Source organism: Mesorhizobium sp. BR1-1-15 (assembly GCF_020165475.1).
Classification (GTDB): domain Bacteria; phylum Pseudomonadota; class Alphaproteobacteria; order Rhizobiales; family Rhizobiaceae; genus Mesorhizobium.
In genome coordinates this window covers 244,688-268,190 of the sequence record NZ_JAIUIF010000007.1, presented here as the reverse complement: position 1 = coordinate 268,190, position 23,503 = coordinate 244,688, and the positions used below count along the sequence as shown (strand labels likewise).

21 protein-coding genes and 1 pseudogene are annotated in these 23,503 nt (G+C 61.9%); all 22 read left to right on the top strand.

What is annotated here, in order from left to right; genetic code table 11:
• Nucleotides 1-13 precede the first annotated feature (13 nt).
• The 22 genes and pseudogenes from LB541_RS15350 (at nucleotide 14) to LB541_RS15245 (ending at nucleotide 23,502) form a co-directional block, all read left to right on the top strand.
• Complete coding sequence (locus LB541_RS15350) at nucleotides 14-1,345, top strand: aspartate aminotransferase family protein (RefSeq protein ID WP_140818988.1); 1,332 nt, start codon at nucleotides 14-16, stop codon at nucleotides 1,343-1,345.
• A gap of 171 nt (nucleotides 1,346-1,516) precedes the next feature.
• A pseudogene (locus tag LB541_RS15345) lies at nucleotides 1,517-1,609 on the top strand (integrase); the annotation flags it as partial.
• A 223-nt stretch (nucleotides 1,610-1,832) separates the two neighbouring features.
• Nucleotides 1,833-3,314 (top strand): PLP-dependent aminotransferase family protein, encoded by a 1,482-nt coding sequence (locus LB541_RS15340; RefSeq protein ID WP_140565719.1) that lies wholly within the window; start codon nucleotides 1,833-1,835, stop codon nucleotides 3,312-3,314.
• A gap of 129 nt (nucleotides 3,315-3,443) precedes the next feature.
• Nucleotides 3,444-4,208 carry an ABC transporter ATP-binding protein gene (locus tag LB541_RS15335; protein WP_140500680.1) on the top strand — a complete coding sequence of 255 codons (765 nt, stop codon included), beginning with the start codon at nucleotides 3,444-3,446 and terminating at the stop codon, nucleotides 4,206-4,208.
• A 25-nt stretch (nucleotides 4,209-4,233) separates the two neighbouring features.
• Nucleotides 4,234-5,025, top strand: coding sequence for a transporter substrate-binding domain-containing protein (locus LB541_RS15330; protein WP_140558734.1), 792 nt, complete (start codon nucleotides 4,234-4,236; stop codon nucleotides 5,023-5,025).
• A 77-nt stretch (nucleotides 5,026-5,102) separates the two neighbouring features.
• Complete coding sequence (locus LB541_RS15325) at nucleotides 5,103-5,801, top strand: ABC transporter permease (protein WP_140500678.1); 699 nt, start codon at nucleotides 5,103-5,105, stop codon at nucleotides 5,799-5,801.
• Nucleotides 5,798-6,532 carry an ABC transporter permease gene (locus LB541_RS15320; RefSeq protein WP_140500677.1) on the top strand — a complete coding sequence of 245 codons (735 nt, stop codon included), beginning with the start codon at nucleotides 5,798-5,800 and terminating at the stop codon, nucleotides 6,530-6,532. The genes LB541_RS15325 and LB541_RS15320 overlap by 4 nt, the downstream gene beginning before the upstream one ends.
• The gene (gene hisN / locus LB541_RS15315; protein ID WP_140500676.1) at nucleotides 6,519-7,328 is read left to right on the top strand and encodes a histidinol-phosphatase; all 810 of its coding nucleotides are present in this window, start codon (nucleotides 6,519-6,521) and stop codon (nucleotides 7,326-7,328) included. The genes LB541_RS15320 and hisN overlap by 14 nt, the downstream gene beginning before the upstream one ends.
• Before the next feature lie 20 nt (nucleotides 7,329-7,348).
• Nucleotides 7,349-8,473, top strand: a complete 1,125-nt coding sequence (locus LB541_RS15310) for an aminotransferase class I/II-fold pyridoxal phosphate-dependent enzyme (RefSeq protein ID WP_140500675.1) — start codon at nucleotides 7,349-7,351, stop codon at nucleotides 8,471-8,473.
• A gap of 11 nt (nucleotides 8,474-8,484) precedes the next feature.
• The gene (locus LB541_RS15305) at nucleotides 8,485-9,471 is read left to right on the top strand and encodes an ornithine cyclodeaminase family protein (protein ID WP_140517483.1); all 987 of its coding nucleotides are present in this window, start codon (nucleotides 8,485-8,487) and stop codon (nucleotides 9,469-9,471) included.
• Between the two features lie 14 nt (nucleotides 9,472-9,485).
• The gene (locus LB541_RS15300; protein WP_224618845.1) at nucleotides 9,486-10,475 is read left to right on the top strand and encodes a pyridoxal-phosphate dependent enzyme; all 990 of its coding nucleotides are present in this window, start codon (nucleotides 9,486-9,488) and stop codon (nucleotides 10,473-10,475) included.
• Between the two features lie 11 nt (nucleotides 10,476-10,486).
• A complete protein-coding gene (locus tag LB541_RS15295; RefSeq protein ID WP_224618839.1) occupies nucleotides 10,487-11,746 on the top strand; it encodes a cysteine desulfurase-like protein in 1,260 nt (419 codons plus the stop codon).
• Nucleotides 11,747-11,757: 11 nt separating this feature from the next.
• Nucleotides 11,758-12,879, top strand: a complete 1,122-nt coding sequence (locus tag LB541_RS15290) for an aminotransferase class I/II-fold pyridoxal phosphate-dependent enzyme (protein WP_140521283.1) — start codon at nucleotides 11,758-11,760, stop codon at nucleotides 12,877-12,879.
• A gap of 937 nt (nucleotides 12,880-13,816) precedes the next feature.
• Nucleotides 13,817-14,962: a glycosyltransferase family 2 protein gene (locus tag LB541_RS15285; protein WP_181165248.1), complete on the top strand. Its 1,146-nt coding sequence runs from the start codon at nucleotides 13,817-13,819 to the stop codon at nucleotides 14,960-14,962.
• Nucleotides 14,959-15,975, top strand: a complete 1,017-nt coding sequence (locus tag LB541_RS15280; protein ID WP_140521285.1) for a glycosyltransferase family 2 protein — start codon at nucleotides 14,959-14,961, stop codon at nucleotides 15,973-15,975. The genes LB541_RS15285 and LB541_RS15280 overlap by 4 nt, the downstream gene beginning before the upstream one ends.
• Nucleotides 15,972-16,964 (top strand): glycosyltransferase family 2 protein, encoded by a 993-nt coding sequence (locus tag LB541_RS15275; RefSeq protein WP_224618837.1) that lies wholly within the window; start codon nucleotides 15,972-15,974, stop codon nucleotides 16,962-16,964. The genes LB541_RS15280 and LB541_RS15275 overlap by 4 nt, the downstream gene beginning before the upstream one ends.
• The gene (locus LB541_RS15270) at nucleotides 16,948-18,051 is read left to right on the top strand and encodes a Gfo/Idh/MocA family protein (RefSeq protein WP_224618835.1); all 1,104 of its coding nucleotides are present in this window, start codon (nucleotides 16,948-16,950) and stop codon (nucleotides 18,049-18,051) included. The genes LB541_RS15275 and LB541_RS15270 overlap by 17 nt, the downstream gene beginning before the upstream one ends.
• A complete protein-coding gene (locus LB541_RS15265) occupies nucleotides 18,048-19,142 on the top strand; it encodes an NAD-dependent epimerase/dehydratase family protein (protein ID WP_181172023.1) in 1,095 nt (364 codons plus the stop codon). The genes LB541_RS15270 and LB541_RS15265 overlap by 4 nt, the downstream gene beginning before the upstream one ends.
• Nucleotides 19,139-20,701, top strand: coding sequence for a glycosyltransferase (locus tag LB541_RS15260; protein WP_140630350.1), 1,563 nt, complete (start codon nucleotides 19,139-19,141; stop codon nucleotides 20,699-20,701). Before LB541_RS15265 ends, LB541_RS15260 begins: the two co-directional genes overlap by 4 nt.
• A 50-nt stretch (nucleotides 20,702-20,751) precedes the next feature.
• Nucleotides 20,752-21,696 carry a polysaccharide deacetylase family protein gene (locus tag LB541_RS15255; RefSeq protein WP_181171785.1) on the top strand — a complete coding sequence of 315 codons (945 nt, stop codon included), beginning with the start codon at nucleotides 20,752-20,754 and terminating at the stop codon, nucleotides 21,694-21,696.
• Nucleotides 21,689-22,567: a glycosyltransferase family 2 protein gene (locus LB541_RS15250; RefSeq protein WP_140657566.1), complete on the top strand. Its 879-nt coding sequence runs from the start codon at nucleotides 21,689-21,691 to the stop codon at nucleotides 22,565-22,567. Before LB541_RS15255 ends, LB541_RS15250 begins: the two co-directional genes overlap by 8 nt.
• Complete coding sequence (locus LB541_RS15245) at nucleotides 22,564-23,502, top strand: glycosyltransferase family 2 protein (RefSeq protein WP_181168454.1); 939 nt, start codon at nucleotides 22,564-22,566, stop codon at nucleotides 23,500-23,502. The genes LB541_RS15250 and LB541_RS15245 overlap by 4 nt, the downstream gene beginning before the upstream one ends.
• The last annotated feature ends 1 nt before the right edge of the window (nucleotide 23,503 follow it).

Here is a 23,503-nt window from a genome sequence, read left to right as displayed (position 1 = left end):
CGGGAGACACGGCATGAACGCTCCGCACGTCCATTCCAACCTGGACATCGACTGGTCGACCGAGGCCATCGTCGATCGGCGGAACCGCTTCTATTCGGCCACGCAGCGCAAGTTCGTTCCTTACAAGGACCCGCTGATCCTCAAGCGCGGCAAGGGCCAGTATGTCTGGGACGAGAAGGATCGTAAATACATCGACCTGCTCGGCATGAACCTTTGCATCTCGGTCGGCCACGCGCATCCGCAGGTGGTCAAGGCGGCCACCGAGCAACTGGCGGAACTGACGCATTGCACGACGATGTTCTACCACCCGGTTCCGGCTCAGTACGCGGAGGAACTGGTGGCAACGATGCCGGCCGGTCACGATTGGGTCGTACATTTCACCAACAGCGGGGCCGAAGCGATCGATCTTGCGCTGCTGATGGCGCGCTCGCATACCGGCAACATCGACATGCTGGCGCTTGCCTCGAGCTATCACGGCGCCACTTTCGGCGCGCAGTCGGTGACCGGGATAGCGGGTTTTCGCCATCCCGTGCCCCAGCTTGGCGGGGTCACTTTCGTGGCCGAGCCCAACCAGTATCGCGGCATTCATGGCGAAGGCTTGCAGCCCTATCTCGACGAGGTCGAGCGCGCCATAGCGAGTTCAACCAGCGGCGGGCTGGCCGGCATGATTATCGAGCCGGTGCAGGGCTATGGCGGCATCGTGCCGATGCCGCCGGGCTACATTGCCGGCGCTGTCGAGCGTGTCCGCGCGGCCGGCGGTCTCTGTATCATTGATGAAGTGCAATCCGGTGTCGCCCGAACCGGCGATGCCTTCTGGGCGTTTGAATCCCATGGCATTGTGCCCGATATCGTCGTCGTCGCCAAAGGTGTGGGCAACGGCATCCCGCTCGGCGCGGTCATCGCCAAGCGAGATGTCGCTGAATCCATGGCCGATAAATTTCTGTTCCACACCTATGGCGCCAATCCGGTGGCATGCGCGGCCGGCCGAGCCGTGCTAAAGGTCATAAAAGAGGAACGACTCCAGGAGAACGCCCGGGATGTCGGCGCGGTGCTCAAGGGTCGCCTTAACGACATGAAGGAGCGCTTTCCAATCATCGGCGATATCAGGGGCCGTGGGCTTATGCTTGCGATCGAACTCGTCAAGGACGGCGCGACGAAAGAGCCGGCGCCGGAGGAGACGCTCGCCATTTTCGAGGAAACGCGCCGCAACGGGCTCGTCGCCAGCCGCTCGGGACCGTACCGCAATGTCATCCGCATGTGTCCGCCGCTTTGCTTGGCAATGTCCGATATCGAGGATGTCGTCGACCGCTTCGAAAAAAGCTTTGCGGCATTCAGCGGTCAATAACGGTTCCTGTGCTCGGAGGGGCACAAACCTTTGGCGGCGGCTGAGCAGCAGAGAGAATCATTCGGAAAGGACCAGGCCCGCCCAAACCGGCTCTGTCGACGTGCGGAGGCTGAGCTGTCAGAAACATGCTTGTTGGATTGAGGTCAGTTATCCTCTGGGAGCCATCCAGACTTGCTCGGTCATAGCAAGATCGTGAACACGGTCCGCTATCTGGGAGTCGATGTAGAAGATGCTCTCGAACTTGCCGAGGCAACTGAGGTGTGATCAAGAGCGGCTCCACTTCACGAGTGGAGCCGTGAACAATTTGCGCGTGCATCTCGGCCATTTGGTGCACGCTGCCAGTGGCTGAAAGCTGGCATTCGACGCATGCAGAGAAGGCTTTCTGCTCATCGTTCGTCATGTGATAGGGTGATTTCAATTCGATAGGAAGATCATCCTTATGGCTGCGTCGCCGCTCGTGAGGTCCCGCCGTAGCCGGTGAACAGACATGCACGCTTTCAACTATCCCAGCTGGAACAGGATCGTCTTCGACCGCAGCCGTGGCACGCCGTTGAACGAGCAACTTTTCGAGCAGTTGCGCCGCTGGATACGGGATGGCATCGTGGCGCCAGGAGCGCGCCTGCCGCCAAGCCGCGTCATGGCCGAGGAACTCGGGCTCTCGCGCAACACCGTTGTCCTCGCCTATGAGCGACTTGCCACGGAGGGCTATGTCGCACGTCGGATCGGCGCCGGCACCTTCGTCGAAACCATGCTGCCGGAAGACAATCACCCCCGAGCCGAGACGGCTGTCATACCGGTGTCAGGTCCAAATGCGCTCCCGGCACCCTCGCGCCGCGGCCAGGCGCTGCTCGACATGAACCTGCCAGCCGAACGCATCGAGACCTACGATCTCAGCGCCGGCGTGCCGGCGCTGAACGAGTTCCCCTATGACGAGTTCGCTCAGATCGCTAGCCGCCGCTGGCGCGAGCACGCCAGCGCCCACACCGGCTATGACTATTCACGCGGCGCGCCACTGCTGGCCACCCGCATCGCGGGCTATCTGGCGGAGGCTAAAGCGATCAACTGTCGTCCCGAACAGATCATCGTCATCGGCAATACGCTGCAAGCGGCCGCTCTCGCGTCTCATGTTCTGCTCGACCGCGGCGACACCGTTCTGGTCGAGGATCCTTGCCACATGCCCGAGATCGCCACGCTGGAAGCCTTCGGCCTTGTCACCGTTCCCGCCCCGCTCGACAGGCAAGGCTTCGATACAGAAGCCGCCGGCGTGATGGTCCGAGAGGCGCGTATGGCCGTTGTCTCCCCGACCGAGCAATGGCCGTTCGGCTGCACGATGACGGCGGATCGCCGGCAAAAGCTGCTTGATTGGGCGGCGGACCGGCCCGGCTGGATATTCGAGGATGATTCCAATAGCGAGATCCGCTGGTCGGGCGAAGCGCAGACGACGCTCTACGCGCGCGATCCGCGGCGGGTCATCTATGCCGGCTCGTTCAACCGCATGCTGGCGCCCGGCCTGCGGCTCGCCTATTTGATCGCGCCGATGCCGCTGGTCGAGGCGTTCGCCCTCGCCCAGCGTATTTTCTCCTTCTACGCACCGCTACCGGACCAGGCGCTGGTCGCCGACTTCATGGACCAGGGGCGACTCGCCTCGCACCTTCGGCGTATGCGCACCATCTACCGCGATCGCGCCGCCTGCCTGACACAATGCCTGCGCGCAAAGCTGCGAGACGGCTTCGACGTTCCCGACGTTCACGCCGGCCTGCACCTGACCGTCCACGCACGCGAACCGTTTGACGACGTGGCCGTATCGCGAACACTGCTCCAGAAGGGGCTGGACTGCCCACCACTCTCGCGCTACGCACGCCGGGAAACCAAGCCGAGGGGTCTTGTGCTGGGCTTCGGCAACACGTCGGTCCGCCGCATCCCGCGTTGCGTCGACATCCTCGCGCAGACTATCCTCGAACACGGTTGACGACGCATTCACAGCCCACGGGACTGGAATTGGTCCGCTGCCCGTCGGCGAAATTGGCTCTTTGGGCAGCCGCGCTTCCGGGACAATCTCCGTGTCCAGCCGATCGGGAGGCAAGGGCACCAAGTGGACATGGACCAAAACACCGTCCTGCGGGCAAATAACATCCGTAAGAGCTTCGGCGCTCTGGAAGTCTTGAAAGGCGTCGACCTGGTCGCCCATGCCCATGACGTGATCACCATGATCGGCGCCAGCGGGTCGGGCAAGAGCACCTTCCTGCGCTGCATGAATCTTCTGGAAATTCCCGACGCCGGCACGATCGCGGTGGAAGGCGAGGAATTGACGCTGGATCGCAGTTCGGGGCGCGCGAAGCTGAATGCGCGCCAGATCAATCGCATCCGCAGCCGCATCGGCATGGTCTTCCAGAGCTTCAATCTGTGGAGCCAGCGCACCGTGCTCGACAACGTGATGCTTGCACCGATGAAGGTGCTCGGCCTGTCCAAACAGGAGGCCCGGCAGCGAGCCGGGGCCTATCTCGCCAAGGTCGGGCTGTTCGAGAAGCGCGACCACTACCCCGCGCATATTTCCGGCGGCCAGCAGCAGCGCGTCGGCATCGCCCGCGCGCTGGCGATGGAGCCGAAGCTGATGCTGTTCGACGAGCCGACCTCCGCGCTCGACCCGGAACTGGTCGGCGAGGTGCTCTCGGTCATGCGCACGCTCGCCGAAGAAGGACGCACGATGATCGTCGTCACCCATGAAATAGGTTTCGCGCGCGAGATCTCGCGCGAGGTGCTCTTTCTCCACCAGGGCATGGTGGAGGAGCGTGGCCCGCCGGGACAGGTTCTCGGCGATCCGCAATCGGCGCGCTGCCGGGCCTTCCTGCAGCGCGTTCTTTGAACAGGACAAACAACAGGGGAACATGATGAAAAAACTTGTCTTGATGCTTGCGGCCGGCCTCGCCGCCTTCGCCACGCAGGTCTCGGCGCGCGACCTGCGCGTCGGCAGTGAATGCACATACCCGCCGTTCAACTACAAGGACGCGAACGGCGAGTTGCGCGGCTTCGACATCGATGTCGCGAAGGAAGTTGTCAAGCGCCTCGGCGCCGACGCCTCCTTTGTCTGCATGCCTTTCGATTCGCTTATTCCGGGCCTTGTCGCCGGCAAGTTCGATCTTCTCGCCGCGTCGATGTCGATCACCGACGAGCGCAAGAAGAGCATCGACTTTTCGATCCCGTACCGCTCCTCCACCGCCCGGTTCGTCGGTCCGGACGGAAGCGATGCCAAGCCGCTGACGGACGACGGCAAGCCCAACCCCGATGGTCTCAAGGGCAAGACCATCGGGATCGAGCGTGCCTCAACTTACGAGAACTACATGCGAGACAACTTTCCTGAGGCCACGATCCAGCTCTACGACACGGCCGACAACATGCTGCTCGACCTGACCTCGAAGCGGACCGATCTCGTCTTCGCCGGCCCGATCAAGCTCGCCAACGACTTCCTCAACAAGGACCGAGGCAAGGGTTACAAATTCATCGGTCCGGAGATCAAGGACGTGAAGTATTTCGGGCCAGGCGTGGGCATCGGCATGCGCAAGGACGATGCCGGCCTTCGCGACGAGCTCGACAAGGCGATGAAGGCCATGATCGACGACGGCACGTTCAAGACCATCAACGACAAGTACTGGTCGTTCAGCGTGCTGCCGGCATCGAACTAGGCCGAGCCGTACGGTTCATCGCCGGCCATTTCACCCGATGGCCGGCGTCTTTCTTCTTGCCACCGCAGGAGCGGCAGATGGACATTTTCCAGGGATGGGGTTTGGAGGTCGCGCGCGGGCTCATGACCACCGTCGAGGTCGCGCTGCTGTCGCTGGCGGTCGGCCTCGTTTGGGGCATTCTCGGCGCGCTGGCACAGCTCTCCTCGAACTGTGTGCTGCGCGCCATCGGCCGGGGCTTCACTCTGGTCGTGCGCGGCACGCCCGAACTCCTCATCATCCTCATCGCCTATTTCGGCGGCACGGTGGCCCTGACCGGCTTGGCGAAGATGATTGACCCCAGCATCCGCTTTCTCGAAGTGCCGGCGATGCCGGCCGGCGTCTTCGCGCTCAGCCTGGTCTTCGGCGGCTACGCGGCCGAGGTGCTGCGCGGCGCCTATCTCGCCATTCCCAAGGGCGAGATCGAGGCGGCAGATGCCTTCGGCATGTCGGCCGCGACCAGCTTCATCCACATCCGCCTGCCGCTGATGTGGCGCTACGCGCTGCCCGGCCTCGGCAACAACTGGATCTCGCTCATCAAGGACACGTCGCTTATCTCCATCGTCGGGCTGGAGGAGCTGATGCGCATCTCCACCATGGCGACGCAGGTCAATGGCGAACCCTTCCGCTTCTACCTCGCCGCGGCGCTGATCTACCTCCTGCTCACCATACTGAACACCTCGATTGTCGACGCGCTGGAACGGCGTGCGACGCGCGGCGAGAGGAAGCTGGCGCGATGAACTTCGAGCTTATGGTCGAGAGCCTGCCGGCGCTGCTGTCGGCCACCGTCACGACGATCGAACTGCTCGTCGCCTCACTCTTCTGCGGCATGGCGGTGGCACTTCCCGTCGCCATCCTGCGCGTCAGCGGCCCGGCGCCGGTGCGCCTCCTGCTGCACTGGTACATCTACTTCTTCCGCGGCACGCCGCTCCTGGTCCAGATCTTCCTGGTCTATTACGGTCTCGCCCAGCTCGAGGTCGTTCGCGACAGCTTTCTGTGGCCATATCTGCGCCAGGCCTGGGTGTGCGCCATTCTGACCTTCAGCCTGAACACGGCCGCCTACACCGCCTACATCCTGCGCGGCGCAATCGAGGCGGTGCCAGCCGGTGAGATCGAGGCGGCGCGTGCCTGCGGCATGTCGACGGCGTTGACCTACCGCACGATCATCCTGCCGGGCGCCTTCCGCATCGCCCTGCCGGCCTACGGCAACGAAGTAGTCAGCATGCTGAAATCAACCTCGCTCGCCTCCACCATTACCGTGATGGAGCTGACCGGCGCCGCCAACACGATCGTCGCCCGCACCTTCGCGCCCTATGAGCTCTTCATCACCGCGGCGCTTATCTACCTCACCATTACCTACGTGCTCACCACGGCGTTGCGCGCCCTCGAATACAGGCTTTCACGACACACGCGTCCTCTGGACGAACCCGCAACCCCACTCATAGAGGGAGCCGACAATGCCGGCATCTGACCCCAAGACCTTTACGGCTTTCGCCGGTTCGCTGGCAGACGTCAGCCGGGCGACAATCCAGGAAGCGCTCAGCGAGCAACACGGCTTCGTTTCCAAGGGCGATGCAAGCCCTGTCACCGCGGTAGACCGGGAGGTCGAGGAGAGGCTGCGCGCGCGCATCCAGGAGGCGTATCCCGACCACGGCATCCTCGGCGAGGAATTTGGGTCCGTCGGCCTCGACGCGGAATGGGTCTGGGTCATCGATCCGATCGACGGTACCAAAGCCTTCATCACCGGCATTCCGACCTTCGGCACGCTGATCGCGCTGGCCCGCAACGGCGTTCCCATGCTCGGGGTCATCGACAATCCCGTCACCAACGAGCGCTGGCTGGGCGCCGACGGTTCGCCGACCACCCTCAACGGCAAGCCCGTACGCACGCGCGCCTGCCAGGACCTTAGCGAGGCCCTTGTCGGCAACGGCAACCCGGAATCCTTCGACGACAAGGATACGGCCGCCTACAAGAGGCTGCGCCGCCAGGTGCGCTGGAGCGTCTATGGCGGCGGTTGCCATGCCTATGGCCGCGTCGCCGACGGCGCGCTGGACATCAATGTGGACGGGGGGCTGGACGCCTTCGATTATTGCGCGCTGATCCCGATCGTGCGTAACGCCGGTGGCGTCATGACCGACTGGCAGGGCGGCGAGCTGACGATCCGTTCCGGCCGCCGTTCCGTCGTGGCCAGCGCCACACCTGAGTTGCACAGAACTGTGCTAGGCATCCTGGCCAACGCGACCTCACCGGCCCGCGCGGCTTCCTGAAGAAGAGGAATCGTACACACATGCAGATCGAAGAATTCACCCTCGAACGCATCCAGTCGCTCTACGAGAACATCGTCGAGTACAACCTCTCCGATAGCGGGGTACACCCCTATTCGCTCAACGAACTGCTGAGCCCGGAGGAACGCGAAAAGGTGCTTGCCGCCGAACTCGGTTACGGCTGGACGAACGGTGCCGTCGTCCTTCGCGAGGCGATCGCGGCCACATACAAGAATCGTACGGCCGACGAGGTGATGGTCACCAACGGCTCGGCCGAAGCCAATTTTCTGATGGCGATGACGCTGCTGGAGCCGGGCGACGAGATCATCGTCGTCGTCCCCAACTACCTGCAGATCAGGGGATGGGCGAAGGCGCTCGGCGCGGTGGTACGTGATGTGCCGCTGCGCGAGGAACTGGGCTGGCTGCCCGATCCGGCCGACATCCGCGCGGCGATTTCGCCCCGCACCAAGGTCATCACGCTCTGCACGCCCAACAATCCGACCGGACGCGTGGTGCCGGCGGACCTGCTCGGGGAAATTGTGGCCATCGCACGCACCAACGGCATCTGGCTACATACGGACGAGGTCTACAAGGGAGCCGAATACGGTACCCTCGAGCCGCCGAGCAGCGTCGACCTTTATGAGAAAGCCATCGTCACCAGCGGCTTGTCGAAGGCGATGGCGATGCCGGGCCTGCGCATCGGCTGGCTGGTCGGCCCCGCTGCCGAGATCTATGCCTCCTGGCAGCGCAAGGACTATACCTCCATCACTACCGGCGCGGTCAGCGAACTGGTCGCGTCGATGGTGTTGCAGCCGGCGCGCCGCAAGGCGATCCTCGACCGCAGCCGGGACCTCCTGTCACGCAATGTCGACATGATGGTGCGCTGGGTCCGCGCCAACGAGGGGCTGGTCTCGCTGGCGCCGCCGCAGGCAGGCGGCATGGCATTCGTGCGCTATCACTTGCCGATAAATTCGACCGAGCTGGCGCATCGCGTCAAGGACGAGCAGGGCGTGCTTGTCGCGCCGGGCGACGTCTACGGCATGGACGGCTATTTCCGCGTCGGCATCGGCGCGCCGGCGCATGTCCTGGAAGGCGGGTTGGAACGTGTGCAGCTCTTCCTGCGCGGCCTTGCCCGCTCGGCGGCCTGAACGGAACGACCATGGCTAGGCCAGCCGCAAACATGCCGCTCATCCTCGACCGGGCGGAGATCCTGCGGCGGCTCGACCACGCCGCCGGTATTGCGGCCGTTCGCGAAAGCCTCGTCGCCTACAGCGCCGGGGCAGTCCAGCAGCCGCCCGTCGTCCACATGGGATTCGCGGCGGCGAACGGCGATTGCCATGTGAAATGCGCCCATGTATCGGGCGCGTCGATCTTCGTCGTCAAAGTCGCGACTGGGTTCTACGACAATCCGACCAAGGGCCTTCCAAGCGGCAACGGCATGATGGTGGCGCTGTCGGCCACGACAGGCGAACCGGTAGCGCTGCTGTTCGACCAAGGCATGCTGACCGACTGGCGCACTGGCTATGCCGGCGCGCTGGCGACCCGGCTGTGCTGGCCTAAGGGCGCGACGCGCCTCGGCATCGTCGGCACCGGAACCCAGGCACGCATGCAGTTACGCGCGCTGCGAGCGCTGGCTCACGGCGAGCCGCTTTCGGTCGCGGTATGGGGCCGCTCGCCAGCGGCGGCGGGACGCTTCGCCGCCGACGTGGCCGACCTTGGCCTCCAGGTATCGCCAGTCGGCTCGCTCGCCGACCTTTGTTCCGATTCACAAGTGATTGTCACCACGACGCCCGCGACCGCGCCGCTGGTGCGCGCTGAATGGATCGCGCCCGGCACGCACATTACAGCCATCGGAGCCGATGCGCCCGGCAAACAGGAATTGGAGAATACGCTGGTCGCGCGCGCCAACACGTTGCTCGCCGATTCGGCCCTGCAGAGCATCGACCATGGCGAGTTCGCTCATGCCATCGCGGCCGGCCTCGTCGAGCCAGAGCGGATCGGTGAGATCGGCGTATCGCTGCGGACTGGCTCATTGACGCGCAAGCCTGGTGACATCAGCATCGCCGACCTGACCGGCCTCGGCGCAGAGGACGCGGCAATCGCCAGCGCCATCCTCGCGAGCGCCGGCACAGCCGCAAACTCTTGACCCAGGACAGAACCATGTCGAACGAAGGTGACATCGCCGCCGCTGCCGCGCGGTCCGTGCGGGCGCATGCCCGCATCCGCGGCCACATCGCGAAGACGCCGCTGCTGGGCGCGTCCGCCGTCGGCGACGCGATCGGTAGCACCGTTTTGTTCAAATGCGAAAATTTCCAGTTCACCAACTCCTTCAAGGCGCGAGGCGCCTTCTCGAAGCTGACCGCGATGGACGATGCGACCGGGGGCCGGCCGTTCGTCACCGCCTCGTCCGGCAACCACGGCATAGCCTCCAGCTTCGCGGCGTCGCGCCTGTTCCGAAAATTGTCGGTCGTGCTTCCGCACAATGTCACGAAGGCCAAACTGGCGCGCATACGGTCCTTTGGCGTCGACGTGATCCTGCATGGCGACGAAAGCGGCCAGTCCGAGGCGCACGCGCGCCGCCTGGGCGAGGAGAAGGGACTCGTCTACGTATCTCCGTACAACGATCCCGACGTTGTTGCTGGCCAGGGCACGATCGGGCTCGAACTGCTGGAAGAGCATTCGCGTATCGACAATGTCTTCATCGCCATGGGCGGCGGCGGGTTGATCGGCGGCATCGGCGCCGTGATGAAGGCCTTCAGTCCGCGCACGCGGATCATCGGCTGCGCGGCCGCCAACAGCATGGCGCTGGCAGCGTCGATGGAAGCGGGCAAGGTGATCGATGTCGAGCACTTGCCGACGTTGGCCGACGGCGTCGCCGGCGGCATGGATGAGGATTCAGTCACGCTCGGCCTCGCCCGGTCGGTCGTCGACGATGTGGTCATCTGTTCCGAAGCCGAGATCGCCGGCGCGCTCGCCCGTCTCGCGATCGAAGAGCATCTATTGGTCGAGGGTGCAGCCGGCCTAGCGCTGGCAGGGCTGATGAAGCACCCGGAACGGTACCGCGGCCAAGTCAATGCGATCGTGCTGTGCGGCGGGAATTTCGACTACGACGAACTGACGACCGCGATCGCGGCGGTGCGACCGACCTGAAAGGGAATTCCATGACGACTGGACGATGGGACATCGAGGCGGTGCGCGGGGCCTTCCCGGCGCTGGCGATCACCGACGACGGCAAGCCACGTATCTATCTCGACGCGCCGGGCGGCTCGCAAGTACCGGCACGCGTGGTCGAGCGCATGAGCGAGGTGATGCTGCGAAGCTGCGCCAACGAGGGCGGTGCCTTCCACACCTCGCGTGATAGCGACCGCATCTTGGTGGGAGCGCATGCAGCGGCGGCCGCCTTGCTCGGTGCACAGCCGGACGAGATCGTCTTCGGGCTCAACAGCACCTCGCTGATCTTCCATTTTTCGCGCATGGTGGCACGCGACTGGAAACCGGGCGACGAGATCGTGCTTACCCGCATGGACCATGATGGCAATGTCGGCCCGTGGATCATCGCAGCCGAGGAACGTGACGTCACCGTCCGCTGGCTCGAGTTCGATACCGAAACCTTCGAATATCGCTACGACATGCTGGACGAACTGATCGGCCCGCGCACGCGTCTGGTTGCCTGCAATCACGCGAGCAACATCTTTGGCACCGTCAACGACGTTGCCCGTATCGTGGCTGCTGGTAAAGCTGCCGGCGCCGTCACCATGGTCGATGCCGTGCAGTCGGCGCCGCATTTGGCCCTCGACGTGTCGGCGATCGGCTGCGACCTGCTCGCATGCTCTGCCTACAAGTTCTTCGGTCCGCACGCCGGGGTCATGTATATACGGCCGGAGCTGCGCGACCGGCTCACGCCGCTCAAGGTGCGGCCCGCCTCCTTCGACATGCCGTGGCGCCACACCCCCGGCACTCCCTCCTTCGAGGCGCAGGCCGGCACGCAGGCGGCGATCGAGCACATCGCTTGGCTCGGCGAGCAGTGCGCCGGCGTCGACGTTGCCGCGCCGCTGCGCCAGCGCATCGTGGCGGGATTGGAGGCGGCGACCGACTACGAAGCCGGACTGATGGACCGGTTCCTGGCGGGTGTTGCCGGCATTCCCGGTTTCAAGCTCTGCGGCATCGCCAGCCGCAACCGGCTGGACGCCCGTGTGCCCACCTTCAGCTTCCGGCTGGCCAAGAGGTCGCCGCAGGAGATCGCAGCCGCGCTGGCGGGCGAAAACATCTTCGGCTGGGCCGGCGATTTCTACGCTTATGAAGCCTCCGGCCTGCTCGGTCTGCGCGAGCAAGGCGGAGTCGCTCGGCTCGGCCTATCGCATTACACCACAGTAGACGAGGTCGACCAGGCCGTTTTGGCCGTCGCCCGGCTGGCAGCCTGACGGGGGAAAGCATGGACTACGCACGCATGGTGATCGAGAAGGAATCACCGGAGGAATACGGCTATGACCGCATTCGCTTCAACCTGTCGGAAAGCTCCGTACGAGACCGTAAGCTGTCCGATTTCCATCTCTCCGTCCCTGACCTGCTGCTGCCCTATGGCGAGCATCGCGGCGACCCTGAGCTTCGGGCGTTGGTAGCCGCGCAGGGCAAGGGCCTCGGCCCCAACGACGTTTTGGTGGCCGCCGGCGCCGCTGGCGCGCTGTTCATCATCGCCACCACGCTTCTATCGCGCGACGACCATCTTGTCGTGGTGCGGCCGAACTATGCCACTAACATCGAGACGCCGCGCGCCATCGGCTGCGGCATCACCTTTATCGACCTCAAATTCGACGATCGGTTCGGCCTCGACATCGATGCCGTCGCCAGCGCTCTGCGCCCGAACACCCGCTATGTCAGCATCACCTGCCCGCATAACCCAACCGGCACGATGATCGGCCGCCCTCAACTGGACGCGCTGATCGCCTTGGTCGAAAAGGCGGGATGCAGGCTACTGGTGGACGAAACCTACCGCGACCTGACCCATGGCGAGATGCTGCCCCCCGCCGCCTCGCTCAGCCCCGCCGCGATCAGTGTGGCTTCGCTGTCCAAGGCTTACGGCGCGCCGGGCATCCGCGTGGGCTGGATCATGACGCGCGACGTGCACTTGATGGAGCGCTTCCTGGCGGCGAAGGAGCAGATCGGCATCTGCGGCAGCGTCGTCGACGAGTGGATCGGCGCCCGCATCCTGGAAGGCCGCGACGCCTTCCTCGCCGCGCAGGCGCCAGTGCTGGCCGGACGCCTTGCCATCATGCGCGATTGGATTGAGAGCGACGAGCTGATCGAATGGGTCGAGCCCCAGGGCGGCGTGGTCTGCTTCCCCCGTTTCCGTCATGGTCCGGGATTCGATTTCGACGACTTTTACGCCGACCTGCTGGAAAGCTATGGCACCTATGTCGGTCCGGGCCACTGGTTCGAGATGCCGCGCAACCACATGCGTATCGGCTTCCTCTATCCTCTTGAGGACGAACTGCGGGGTGGCCTGGCGGCGATCTCCGCAGCGATTCGCAAGCATTCTTCCCGGCAAAGGTCGTGACATATACGGCGAGGTCCTGCCGCCGAAGGCAGATGTAGTCCCGCCTCTGGGACGTGGCACGCTTTTCAGAGCCCTTTGGAAACTCGATCCAAGGCTTGTCGGCCTACCAGCCGCTCCAAGGCTGCGATCCGCGCTCATACGTCTGCATCGTGTCAGCCGCCGCCACGTCTCGTCGAAGGAGCCGGCCTCGTAATTCAGGACCCAGATGCGGATCAGGTTTACGCGGCAGTTCGTGCCGCCTGGCGAGACCATGCAGCGTCTCGCCAGAGAGGAACTCCTGCACTACTTGACGTTTGAACTCGATGCTGTGCGTGCGATAAGTCACCATCGCTTCCATCCTTCGAAAGCCCGGCTTCCAAGTCAATTCTGCTGTTCAATTTGTCCGGTCCCAGGGGCGAACTCCAGATGGAACGCGAATTTCCGCAGCCTTGGGTGCGATTCAGTCAGCTCGTGACATTCGTGAACGCGCTCAGCAAAGAGACCGTTTATTCTCGGGGCATCCCGAAACGGTCGCGAATTGTCCTTAACGGGTACCGCTTTTGACGATCTATCTACTCGCCATCCAGGAGCATAGATTGCAGGAACGGCAGATACTCTCGGATCCGCCACTCTGCGTGGGCAGCTCTACGCACGGGCGAGATCATTTCGGGTCACTTAGGCAGGGGGCGGCGTGGCTATTGCGTGAGTTTTCGAACACCAAGTCCGCCAGGGGCGAAAGGAAAATACGCTATGGGCTGTCGCACAAGGAGAATGGATCGGCCACCTAAGAAGGCCGCGCGAGGGCCGTCCAGTGTGCGTGGCCCCAAATGTTAGTGAGCCGGACAGCGGCCGTTTAGCAGTACATGCAGGGCTCAGAGGCCGGGTGACAGTGAAGGGAAGTGGCCGCACCAAGGGGAGTTGTTCTACGAGCAACTCACAATGTCCTACTCACGCATTTGTGGCTGTCATTATCCCTGCCTACAACGCAGAACAATTTATCGAACGCACCTTGGCGTCGGTGATAAACCAGACCTACAGAAACATCGAAATAATAGTCGTTGATGACGGTTCGACTGATGAAACTGCATCAATCGTCCGCCGACTATCCAATGACGACCCGCGTATCAAGCTGCTCCAACAGAAGAACAGTGGCGTCGCGTCGGCGCGGAATACGGGGATACGTGCAAGCAAGGGTATCTATATAGCACCTATAGACGCCGACGATCTCTGGCACCCAACCAAACTCGAAAAGCAGCTGCGTGTTTTCGCTGCAGCAGGCAATGATGTTGGGCTTGTCTATACGCTTTACCGGACGATTGATGCCGATGATAAGGCGATCATTACGCCTAAGCGCATGCACCCGCACGGATGGGTATTCATGCAGCATCTCGGACAGAACTTTATCGGTCACGGAAGTTCGGCAATGTTCCGGCGCGATGTCTTACTCGAAATGGGTGGCTATTCCTCGCGACTGCGCGAAAACGGTGCGGAGGGTTGTGAGGACTTCTTCCTCCAATTGAGTATCGCCTCGAAATACCGATTCGATGTCGTCAAGGAGCACTTGGTCGGATACCGCCGAACGCCAGGAGCCATGTCGCAAGATTTCGTCCGAATGCTCATCTCGCGTCGGATGGTGCTCGAGAGCCTCTTTGCTCGCTGCAGCGAGATGGTGAGCCCGATCCTATCGGATGTGATGTTCCGTAACGATGTCGAGATCGCCAGGCTCGGGCTTAAAAGGCGCCGCTTTGCTGCCGTCGGCATGAACTTCGCCAGAGTGCTCTGGCGATCGCCCTCGCAGTTCGCGAAAGTCGTCGGTGCGACGCTTGCCATTTTCCGGCGCAAGGCGAAACAAGGAACCAAACTGGAACGCGAAGGCCGCAGCTCGGGGATCGGGAAACCGTTCTGGGACTACGCTGTCGATGAGCTTTTCGATCGCGGCGAGAATACCGATTACCGTGCCTTGCTCAACAATCTGGCTGCAATGGACAGCAAACTTGGACCCTGCGGAGGCTATTTGGCGCAGCATCCCGAACGAGGAACCTTTGCAATGCCCCAAGAGGGCAGCGGCTCAGACAGCCCGTTTCTCCTTAGAGGCTTGGAATGAAGAAGCTGCTGCTGTCGGAAGAGCAGATGTCGTCGGGCCGCAATTTGGCTCAGACGGCAGAATGCACTTTTGAGCGGACAGTGAATGAACCGACGGTCAGTGTGACCGTGCTCATTGTCACCTACAATCACGCTCGCTACGTAGCGGCAGCGATCGACAGCGTTCTCATGCAAGATACGGAATCCGGTGTCGAGATCCTGATCAGCGAAGATTTTTCGACGGACGGTACCCGGGAGATCGTGGAGCGGTATGTATCCGATTATCCCGAAAGACTATCGGCGATCTATTCTGGCAGCAATTTGAGATCCAACGAGGTCGTTGCGAGAGGACTCCGGGTTGCGCGCGGGCGCTATGTCTCGATCCTTGATGGCGACGACCTGTGGACATCCAAGACCAAGCTGCGAGATCAGGTGGCCCATCTTGACGCGCATCCTGAGCTCTCGGCCATATTTTACAATGCGCTCGTGGCGCACGGCGACGAGATCACGTCGCGGCGGTGGACGCCACGGGATCAGAAGCCCTTAATCACACAAAGGGAAATTTGGGAAGGCAATCCCTTCGCCACTTGCGGCGGTATGATGCGAACCGCGTGCGTTCGGGATGTACCGTCTTGGTATGCAGATTTCTTTCCGATTACTGATTGGCCGCTGTATGTGCATTGCGCAAAGACAGCAGACCTCGCCTTTGTCGACGAGGTGGCAGGTATCTATCGTCTGCACCCGGGTGGGCTTGTATCGGCGCTGCCAAGCCCGCTCAGGCTTGATGCGATCGAGGGATTCTACCGGCGAATGGCGAATGTCATGGATGCCCGTGGGGCACAGTTTGCCCGTGGCGGCTGTTCCCGCTACTTTTACGAATGGTCGAAGCAGTATCTGAACGGAGGTGACTTGCCGTCGGCCAGATCGTGCTTCCTACGATTGCTGCGAAGCGGCACTGGCGGAAACAACGTGCCGAAACGCGATATCGCGCGGTTGGCACTGCTCCTGCTGAAATCCTCGGTGCTCGGGAGATGATGGCTTTCCGCAACTTCGAGAATCGCGATCCGGTCCCGTCATTGCCACAGGCGGCTGTTCGTCCGAAGTGGTCGGTGATGATCCCCGTCTATAATAGCGCCCGCTTTCTTGCCTCAACGCTGCAAAGCGTGCTCGCGCAAGCCCCTGACCCGGCTCATATGCAGATCGAAGTGGTTGACGATTGTTCGTCCGACGATCCGCAAAAAGTCGTGAACGAAATCGGGGGAAGGCGTGTCGGCTTTTTCCGCCAGCCGCAAAACCTCGGCCACATCGGCAACTTCCATACCTGTCTGAGCCGAGCCCAGGGGGAACTTGTCCATCTCCTGCACGGCGACGATGCCGTCCGACCAGAATTTTACGAATTGCTCGGTCGGGGTTTCGATGCGGATCCGAGAGTAGGAGCGGCGTTCTGCCGGACGGTCTTCATGGACGCCCACGGACAGCAGTTGTCGATCGAACCTGCAATGCAGTCAATCTCCGGAAGGCTTGAGAATGCGGTGGTCCGATTGGCGCTCGAACAGCGCATCATGACGCCGTCCATCGCGGTCCGACGCGCGGTCTACGAAGAACTCGGCGGCTTCGACCGGCGGCTGAAATGCAGCGAAGACTGGGAGATGTGGATACGCATCGCTTCTCGTTTTCCTGTCTGGTACGAACCGCAAGCCCTTGCGCTTTATCGGATGCACCCGCAATCGAACACAGGGCGCCATATCCGGAATGCCGCGGACATGGCCTACACGCGAATGGCGATTGATATTTTCAAGAGCTATCTTCCAAGCGAACTCGCGGACGATGTCGCCGCATCGGCTCGGCGGACTTATTCGCAAAGCGCTCTCGAAACCGGACGGCGGCTGCTTGGCTCTGGTGATTGGGCTGGATGCCTCGCGCAAATGAGTGAAGCCTTCCACCTCGATCCGTCGCTCAAGACAATTGGACGTATGCTGTGGCTCGTTGCGAAGCAGGGAGGCGAGATTGTCCGCCCAAATTGAAACTGTGCAACGGCAGCCGGCACGGCTGCGGCAAGGTGAGCCTGTCCGTCTCGTTTTGGCCGGATGTGGCGCCGTCACGAAGCTCTACTATGCGGAAGCGCTGTCGCGCCTTCAAGGCAGAGGCCAGATCGCAGTCGCAGCCATCTTTGATCCCGAAGCGAAATCCGCCGCGGTCGTACAGGCGCGGCTGCCCGGAGCGAAGGTTGCAGCCAGTTTCGACGGCCTTCTGGCTGTGGGCGCCGATGTGGCGATCATCGCTTCCCCGCCTCGATACCATCTTGATCAGTCGATGCAGGCGTTGCGGGCCGGCATGCATGTTCTATGCGAGAAGCCGATGGCCACGAGCAGCTCTGACGCAGACCTTATCCTGGCGGTAGCGGCAGCCAACAATCTGCATGTGGCAACAGGCCTCGTCAGAAGGCAGTTCCCTGCCACCCGATCGATAAAGGCCATGGTCGAGGGCGGATTGATCGGAAAAATTCAAGGTGTCTGTTGTTTTGAGGGTGGCCCTTTCCAGTGGCCTGTCGCGTCGACGAGCTATTTCAGCCGCGCGGAATCCGGCGGTGGCGTGCTTCAGGACATAGGCACGCATTGCCTTGACCTCCTGACCTGGTGGTTCGGAGAGCCCCATAAAATCCACTACGCCGATGACGCAATGGGCGGCGTCGAGGCGAACTGCCTTGTCCGGTTAGGTTTTGGCGGCTTCGAGGCAACGGTCCGGCTGAGCCGTGATTGGGCTCGTCCGAACCTTTACCGTCTTGAGGGCGAACGTGGCTCGATTTCTTGGGCAGTCAATGAGACTGAGCTTGTAGAGATCGCCTTGAAAGGATGCCGCACGGCAGCCACCGCCTCCTTCACCAACACCGACGACCGGTCGCGCGATTTCGTCGACGCGTTCTGCAATCAGATTTCGGACTTGGTCGACACGGTCCGAAATGGAACCCTCCTTTCCGGGTCAGCCACAGCGGGGCGCAACGTGCTCAAGCGAATCGAGGAATGCTATGCCAGACGGAAACGGCTGGACATGCCTTGGCTCGGAGCAGAAGACTTTCGCCACGTCATTGCTTCCGCCGAGACCAGACAATGACCGGCACTGTTGCCGTGCTTGGCGCCAACGGCTTCATAGGTTGCCGGACAGTGGAGTTGCTGCATCTTTCCGGCTGGGCTGAGGTGAGGCCGATCGTTCGCAGGCCAAGTGCTTTCGCCAGCCTGTCCCGCTTTGCGATCGATGGAAGGGTGGCGGACGCGCATGACGTTCCGGCTCTTACTGCGGCCCTTCTTGGCTGTCAGTCCGTTGTTCATGCAGTTGCCGGTGATAGTCGCACGATCGTCGATGCCGTCGAGCCTGTCTATCGTGCCGCCGCCGCTGCGGGCGTCGTTCGCCTGGTCTACCTCAGTAGCGCATCCGTTCATGGCCAATCGCCGCCGCCCGGAACGGACGAAACGAGCGCGCTGCACGACGGCCAGACGGTCGAGTACAACAATGCCAAGGTTCGTGCTGAACGTCGTCTCGGGGAATTGTCACGGGACGGTGCAGTCCAGGTGGTGGTACTGCGGCCCGGAATTGTCTTTGGCCCGCGCTCCAGCTGGACGGGGGGCTTCGCCAACGATCTCCTCGACGGCTCTGCCTATCTGGTGGATGGCGGCCATGGCATCTGCAACAGCGCTTATGTCGACAATGTCGTTCATGCGATCAAGCTTGCCATCGAAGTGCCCGAGGCGGCTGGGCGAACCTATCTGGTCGGGGACCGCGAAAGGATAAGTTGGGCAGATCTTTGCCGCCCGATCGCCGAGGCATTGGGCTTCGACCTGGCTGCGATTTCGGTTTCCGCGCCATTGTCATTCGCGCCGAACTGGACACAATGGCTGAGAGATGGCGACCTTTACCGGCGGCTTGTCCGAAGCCTCCCGAGACCCGTTCGTAGCGGACTAAAGGTAGGCTATGCCGAGTGGCGGAAATCAGGGCTCGATCAGAGGCCGCCTATGGCTCCAAAGATCAAGGTATCTGAAGAACGTGCGCTGTTGCACCGGTGTCGGGTGAAACTCCCGTCGGCCAAGGCCGAGCGCGAGCTCGGATACCAGCCGGTGGTCGGCTTCGAGGAGGCATGTCGGCGCTCAGTCGCATGGCTAACCTTTGCCGGCTACCCGACTGCGCAGAGCCAAGTGGGCGAAAGATGACCGTCAGACCCGCCGCAGCCTGTGTCTCGGTTGTCATTACGACCTATAACCATGCTCGATTTCTCGCGGAAGCGATCGACAGTGTCCGGAACCAGAGCGTGCGGCCCGATGAGATCATCGTTGTGGACGATGGTTCGTTCGACAATCCCGAAAATGTTGTTCGCCGGTATGTCGACGTCCACTACATCCGCCAAGAAAACCAGGGTTTAGCCGCTGCCCGCAATACGGGAATGAAGGCAGCACGTGGCGAATTCATCGCGTTCCTGGATGCCGATGACAGGCTGCGCCCGACGGCGCTCGCTACCAATCTTGCTTTGTTCCATGACAGTCCGGATTGCGCCTTGGTCTATGGAGCCTATTGCTACATCGATGAGGCCGGCGCAGTCAGGAATTCAGTTCCGCTGAGGCCGGTGGGAGAGGACCCGTATGCCGGATTCTTGACCGGCAACCTGATTGGAATGCATGCGACAGTGCTCTATCGGCGTAGCACATTGGAGGCTGCTGGCGGATTTGACCGATCCCTGCGGGCTTGCGAGGATTACGACGTCTACCTTCGCCTGTTTCGGGCAAACAAGGCCGCATGCACCCCGGAGTGTCTCGCAGATTACCGCAGGCACGCAACGAATATGTCCAACAGCAATCCGATGATGTTGCGCGCGGCGCTCAAAGTCCTTGGCCGGCAGAGGAATCTTGCGCGGACCAATCCAGACTGGACGGCCGCCTACCATCAGGGCGTCGAAAACTGGAAACGCTATTATGCGCACATGCAACTGGGACAGCTTAGTACAGCGGTTCGATCCCGTTCTTCGCTCGGCAGTCAGCTCCTGAACACCATTGCCGTTTCGCTCGCAGCGCCATTGCAGACCACCATGATGCTGCGGCAGCGTTTCAAGGGCTGGTCAAGTCGGCGCCGATCGGGCGTCCGGTTCGGTGACCTCAGCCGCCCGCTGCCCTTCAGTACAAATTTCGGTTTTGATCGCGGCAAGCCAGTGGACCGCCGCTATGTCGAGACTTTCCTCGCATCATGTTCGCTGAACATATCCGGCAGGGTTCTGGAGATCGGGGACAACGCCTATACGACCCGCTTCGGAGGCAGTCGAGTTGCCAGGAGCGACGTTCTAAACCGATATGAAGGTCACCCGCTGACAACCTTCGTGGGCGATCTGGCCAACGGCGACGACCTGCCGCCCGAGACATTTGACTGCATCGTGCTCACCCAGACACTGCACCTCCTTTTCAACATGCCTGTCGCGGTTGCAACCCTATGGCGGATGCTGAAACCGGGAGGCGTGCTTCTGGTCACGGTCCCTTGGGTAAGCCCGATTGACCGAGGAGAATGGGGCGAGAGCTGGTTCTGGTCGATAACCCCGGCGGCACTGGGCCGGCTTCTCTCAGACAGGTTCGGGGTGGAGAATGTCGAAGTCCGCCACTATGGAAACGCCTATTCGGCTACCGGGTTTCTCTATGGCTTGGCGGAGCATGAGCTGAATTCGGCAATGCTCGATGTGCATGACCCATGTTGCCCGGTGATTGTCGCCGCGCGCGCTTTCAGGCGATGAGCGGCGTGACAGTGCGTCAAGCTCTTAGCAAGCTCCTGCGACGGGGCCGATTGCTTGCCGGTTACAACCGGCCGCTCGTGCTGATGTATCATCGCGTCGGAGAACCACGCGTCGATCCTTGGGAACTCTCGGTCTCGCCACAAAATTTCGCACGCCAAATCGAAATCCTGACAAAGGCGCGCGATATTGTTCCCCTGCAATGGCTGGCACAACGGCTTCGGGACGGAAAGCCAGCGAGAAATGCCGCGGCAGTTACCTTTGACGACGGTTATGCGGATGTCGTGCAAAATGCCGTGCCGGTCATGCTACGCATGAACGCTCCTGTGACCGTCTTCGTCACTACCCACGCGCTCAGCGACCCCTCAGTGTTCTGGTGGGATATTCTGTCGCGCATCACTTTGGAAACGCCTGCTCTCCCGGAGAGGCTCGCGATCCAGATCGCAGGCCGAAACTATGATTGGCTCGTGACGGAGGACGCCACGCGCGCGAAATCGAATCTCGTCATCAGCCGCACGGCGCTCCATTTCGGCTTGCACGCACTGCTGAAGCCGTTGAGAGTACACGAACGGAGGAGGGCGCTGCAGCAGCTGGCAAGATGGGCAGGAACCGACGCCAGCCCCCGAAGGTGTGACCGCGCCATGACTCATTCGGAGCTGCGGCATCTCGCCGACACCGATGGCGTTTCGATCGGTGCCCACACCTGCACGCATCCATCCCTGCCGTTGCTGAAACGGGACAGTCTTGAACGCGAGATCTCTGCTAGCCGCCAACAATGCGAAGAGATTACAGGGCGGAGGGTGGCGGGATTCGCATACCCCTTCGGAGACTTCGACGACAGCACCGCCGAAGCGGTAAAATCTGCTGGCATGGACTATGCAGTAACCACCCTGCCGCGTGAAGCTGGGCTCAGGGTCGACCCCTTCCGACTGCCGCGGGTCACGGTCGCTGATTGGGGTGAGAGAGAGTTCCGGCGCGCGGTCCTTTGCCATGGCTGACCATGCATGCCGAGAACCGCGCGTCACGGCAATCATCGTCGTGTTCAACGGCGAGAGATACCTCCGGGAAGCTATTGACAGCGTTGTAGGTCAAAGCTTCACCGACTGGGAACTCCTCGTCGTCGACGATGGCTCGACGGACCGTTCATCTGTCATCGTGCGCGACTATGCGCAGCGCTTGCCAGGCAAGGTGCGACTACTCTCCCATCCCGACAAGGGCAATCATGGTATCAGCGCGTCGCGCAACCGCGGGCTGGCCGAGGCGCGGGGCGCCTATGTCGCGTTTCTCGATGCAGACGATACATGGCTGCCCGAAAAGCTGTCCGAACAAGTCTCCATCATGGAAAACGATCCGGCGCTCGGTCTAATCTACGGCCGGACGTTGATCTGGCATAGCTGGGCAAAGCTTGCTGGTCGTGCGGACTACTATTACCCGCTCGGAGTCGAACCGAACGCCCGATACGATCCGCCCGTGCTGCTGGAACTGCTGCTGCAGAACCAAGCCCAGACGCCGACAACTTGCAACGCCCTGATGCGTTCAAGTTTGTTGGCAACGCTCGGGGGATTCGAGAACAGCTTCCGCCTGATGTTCGAAGACCAGACCTTCTTTGCGAAGGCGCTCGCATTCGCGCCCGTCTACGTGTCCGGCCAGACCTGGGCGAGATACCGCCAGCACGTCGAAAGCTGCTCTGCCGCTTCTGCCAGGGCAGGCGCTGACGAAGCCGCGCGTATCATGTTTCTCAGATGGCTGAATGGGGTGATGGCGGATCAGGGCGCCTCCTTCCGCATTCGTTCCGCAATCTGGAAAGTGCTCGCGCGCGAAACCTGGAAGACGAGCAAGCGAAGCATCGTAAGACGGCTGCAGCGATGACTTCCGTGCCGCGGGTGACGATCATAACCCCCTTCCTCAATGCGGCGTCAAATCTGGGTGAAGCGATCGCCAGCGTCCGGGCCCAGACGATTGCAGATTGGGAGCTCTTGCTGGTTGACGACAATTCGACGGACGACAGTATCAGGATCGCCAATGATGCCGCGGCAATCGATCCTCGAATTAAGGTGCTGCGCAGGCCTCCCGGATCCAAGCGTGGCGCCGCGGCAGCGAGAAACGCCGGAATAGCGGCCAGCTGCGGCGATTTGCTTGCCTTCCTGGATGCAGATGATTTGTACGAGCCGCATATGCTGCAGACGGTCCTGGCGGCAGCCGATGCCAACCCGGATGCCGCAATGATTTTCGGGCCGACCAAATGGTGGTACCCGGATGGAGCGCGCTCCGACTGGGTCGAGCCGACAGATGGACTTGCCGCACGCTTACATCAGCCCCCCCGGCTTTTGGGTCGGCTGCTGCTGATGCAGGACGGCCACGTTCCGTGTACCTGTTCCGTGCTCTTGCGGAGAAGCGCGGTTGGCACGGTTGGTGGCTTTGAGGAGCACTTTGAGCTCTATGAAGACCAGGCTCTGTGGGCGAAGCTATTCCTGCGATTCCCAGCCTTTATCACTCCTGTAACTCTCGCACGTTACCGGCAGCATTCCAGTTCGGCCTCGGCGATTGCCACTCAGCGAGGGCTCTACGATCGGATGGGGAAACACCCCGCCCGCGCCGCTTTTCTGGACTGGATCGCGGAGCATATGATGGAAAGTGGAACGCGGGATTTCCGCCTCCAATTGGCGCTGCGGCTGGCACGCGCGCCCTATGTCACGCCTGCAACGATCGGAAGCAAAGCCGAACGGCTTGCCCTGAAGATCATGATGTGGACAGCAAAGCAGCGGCGCAGGATTCGGCGACAGCTTGCGCACGTGGCCAGGTGAA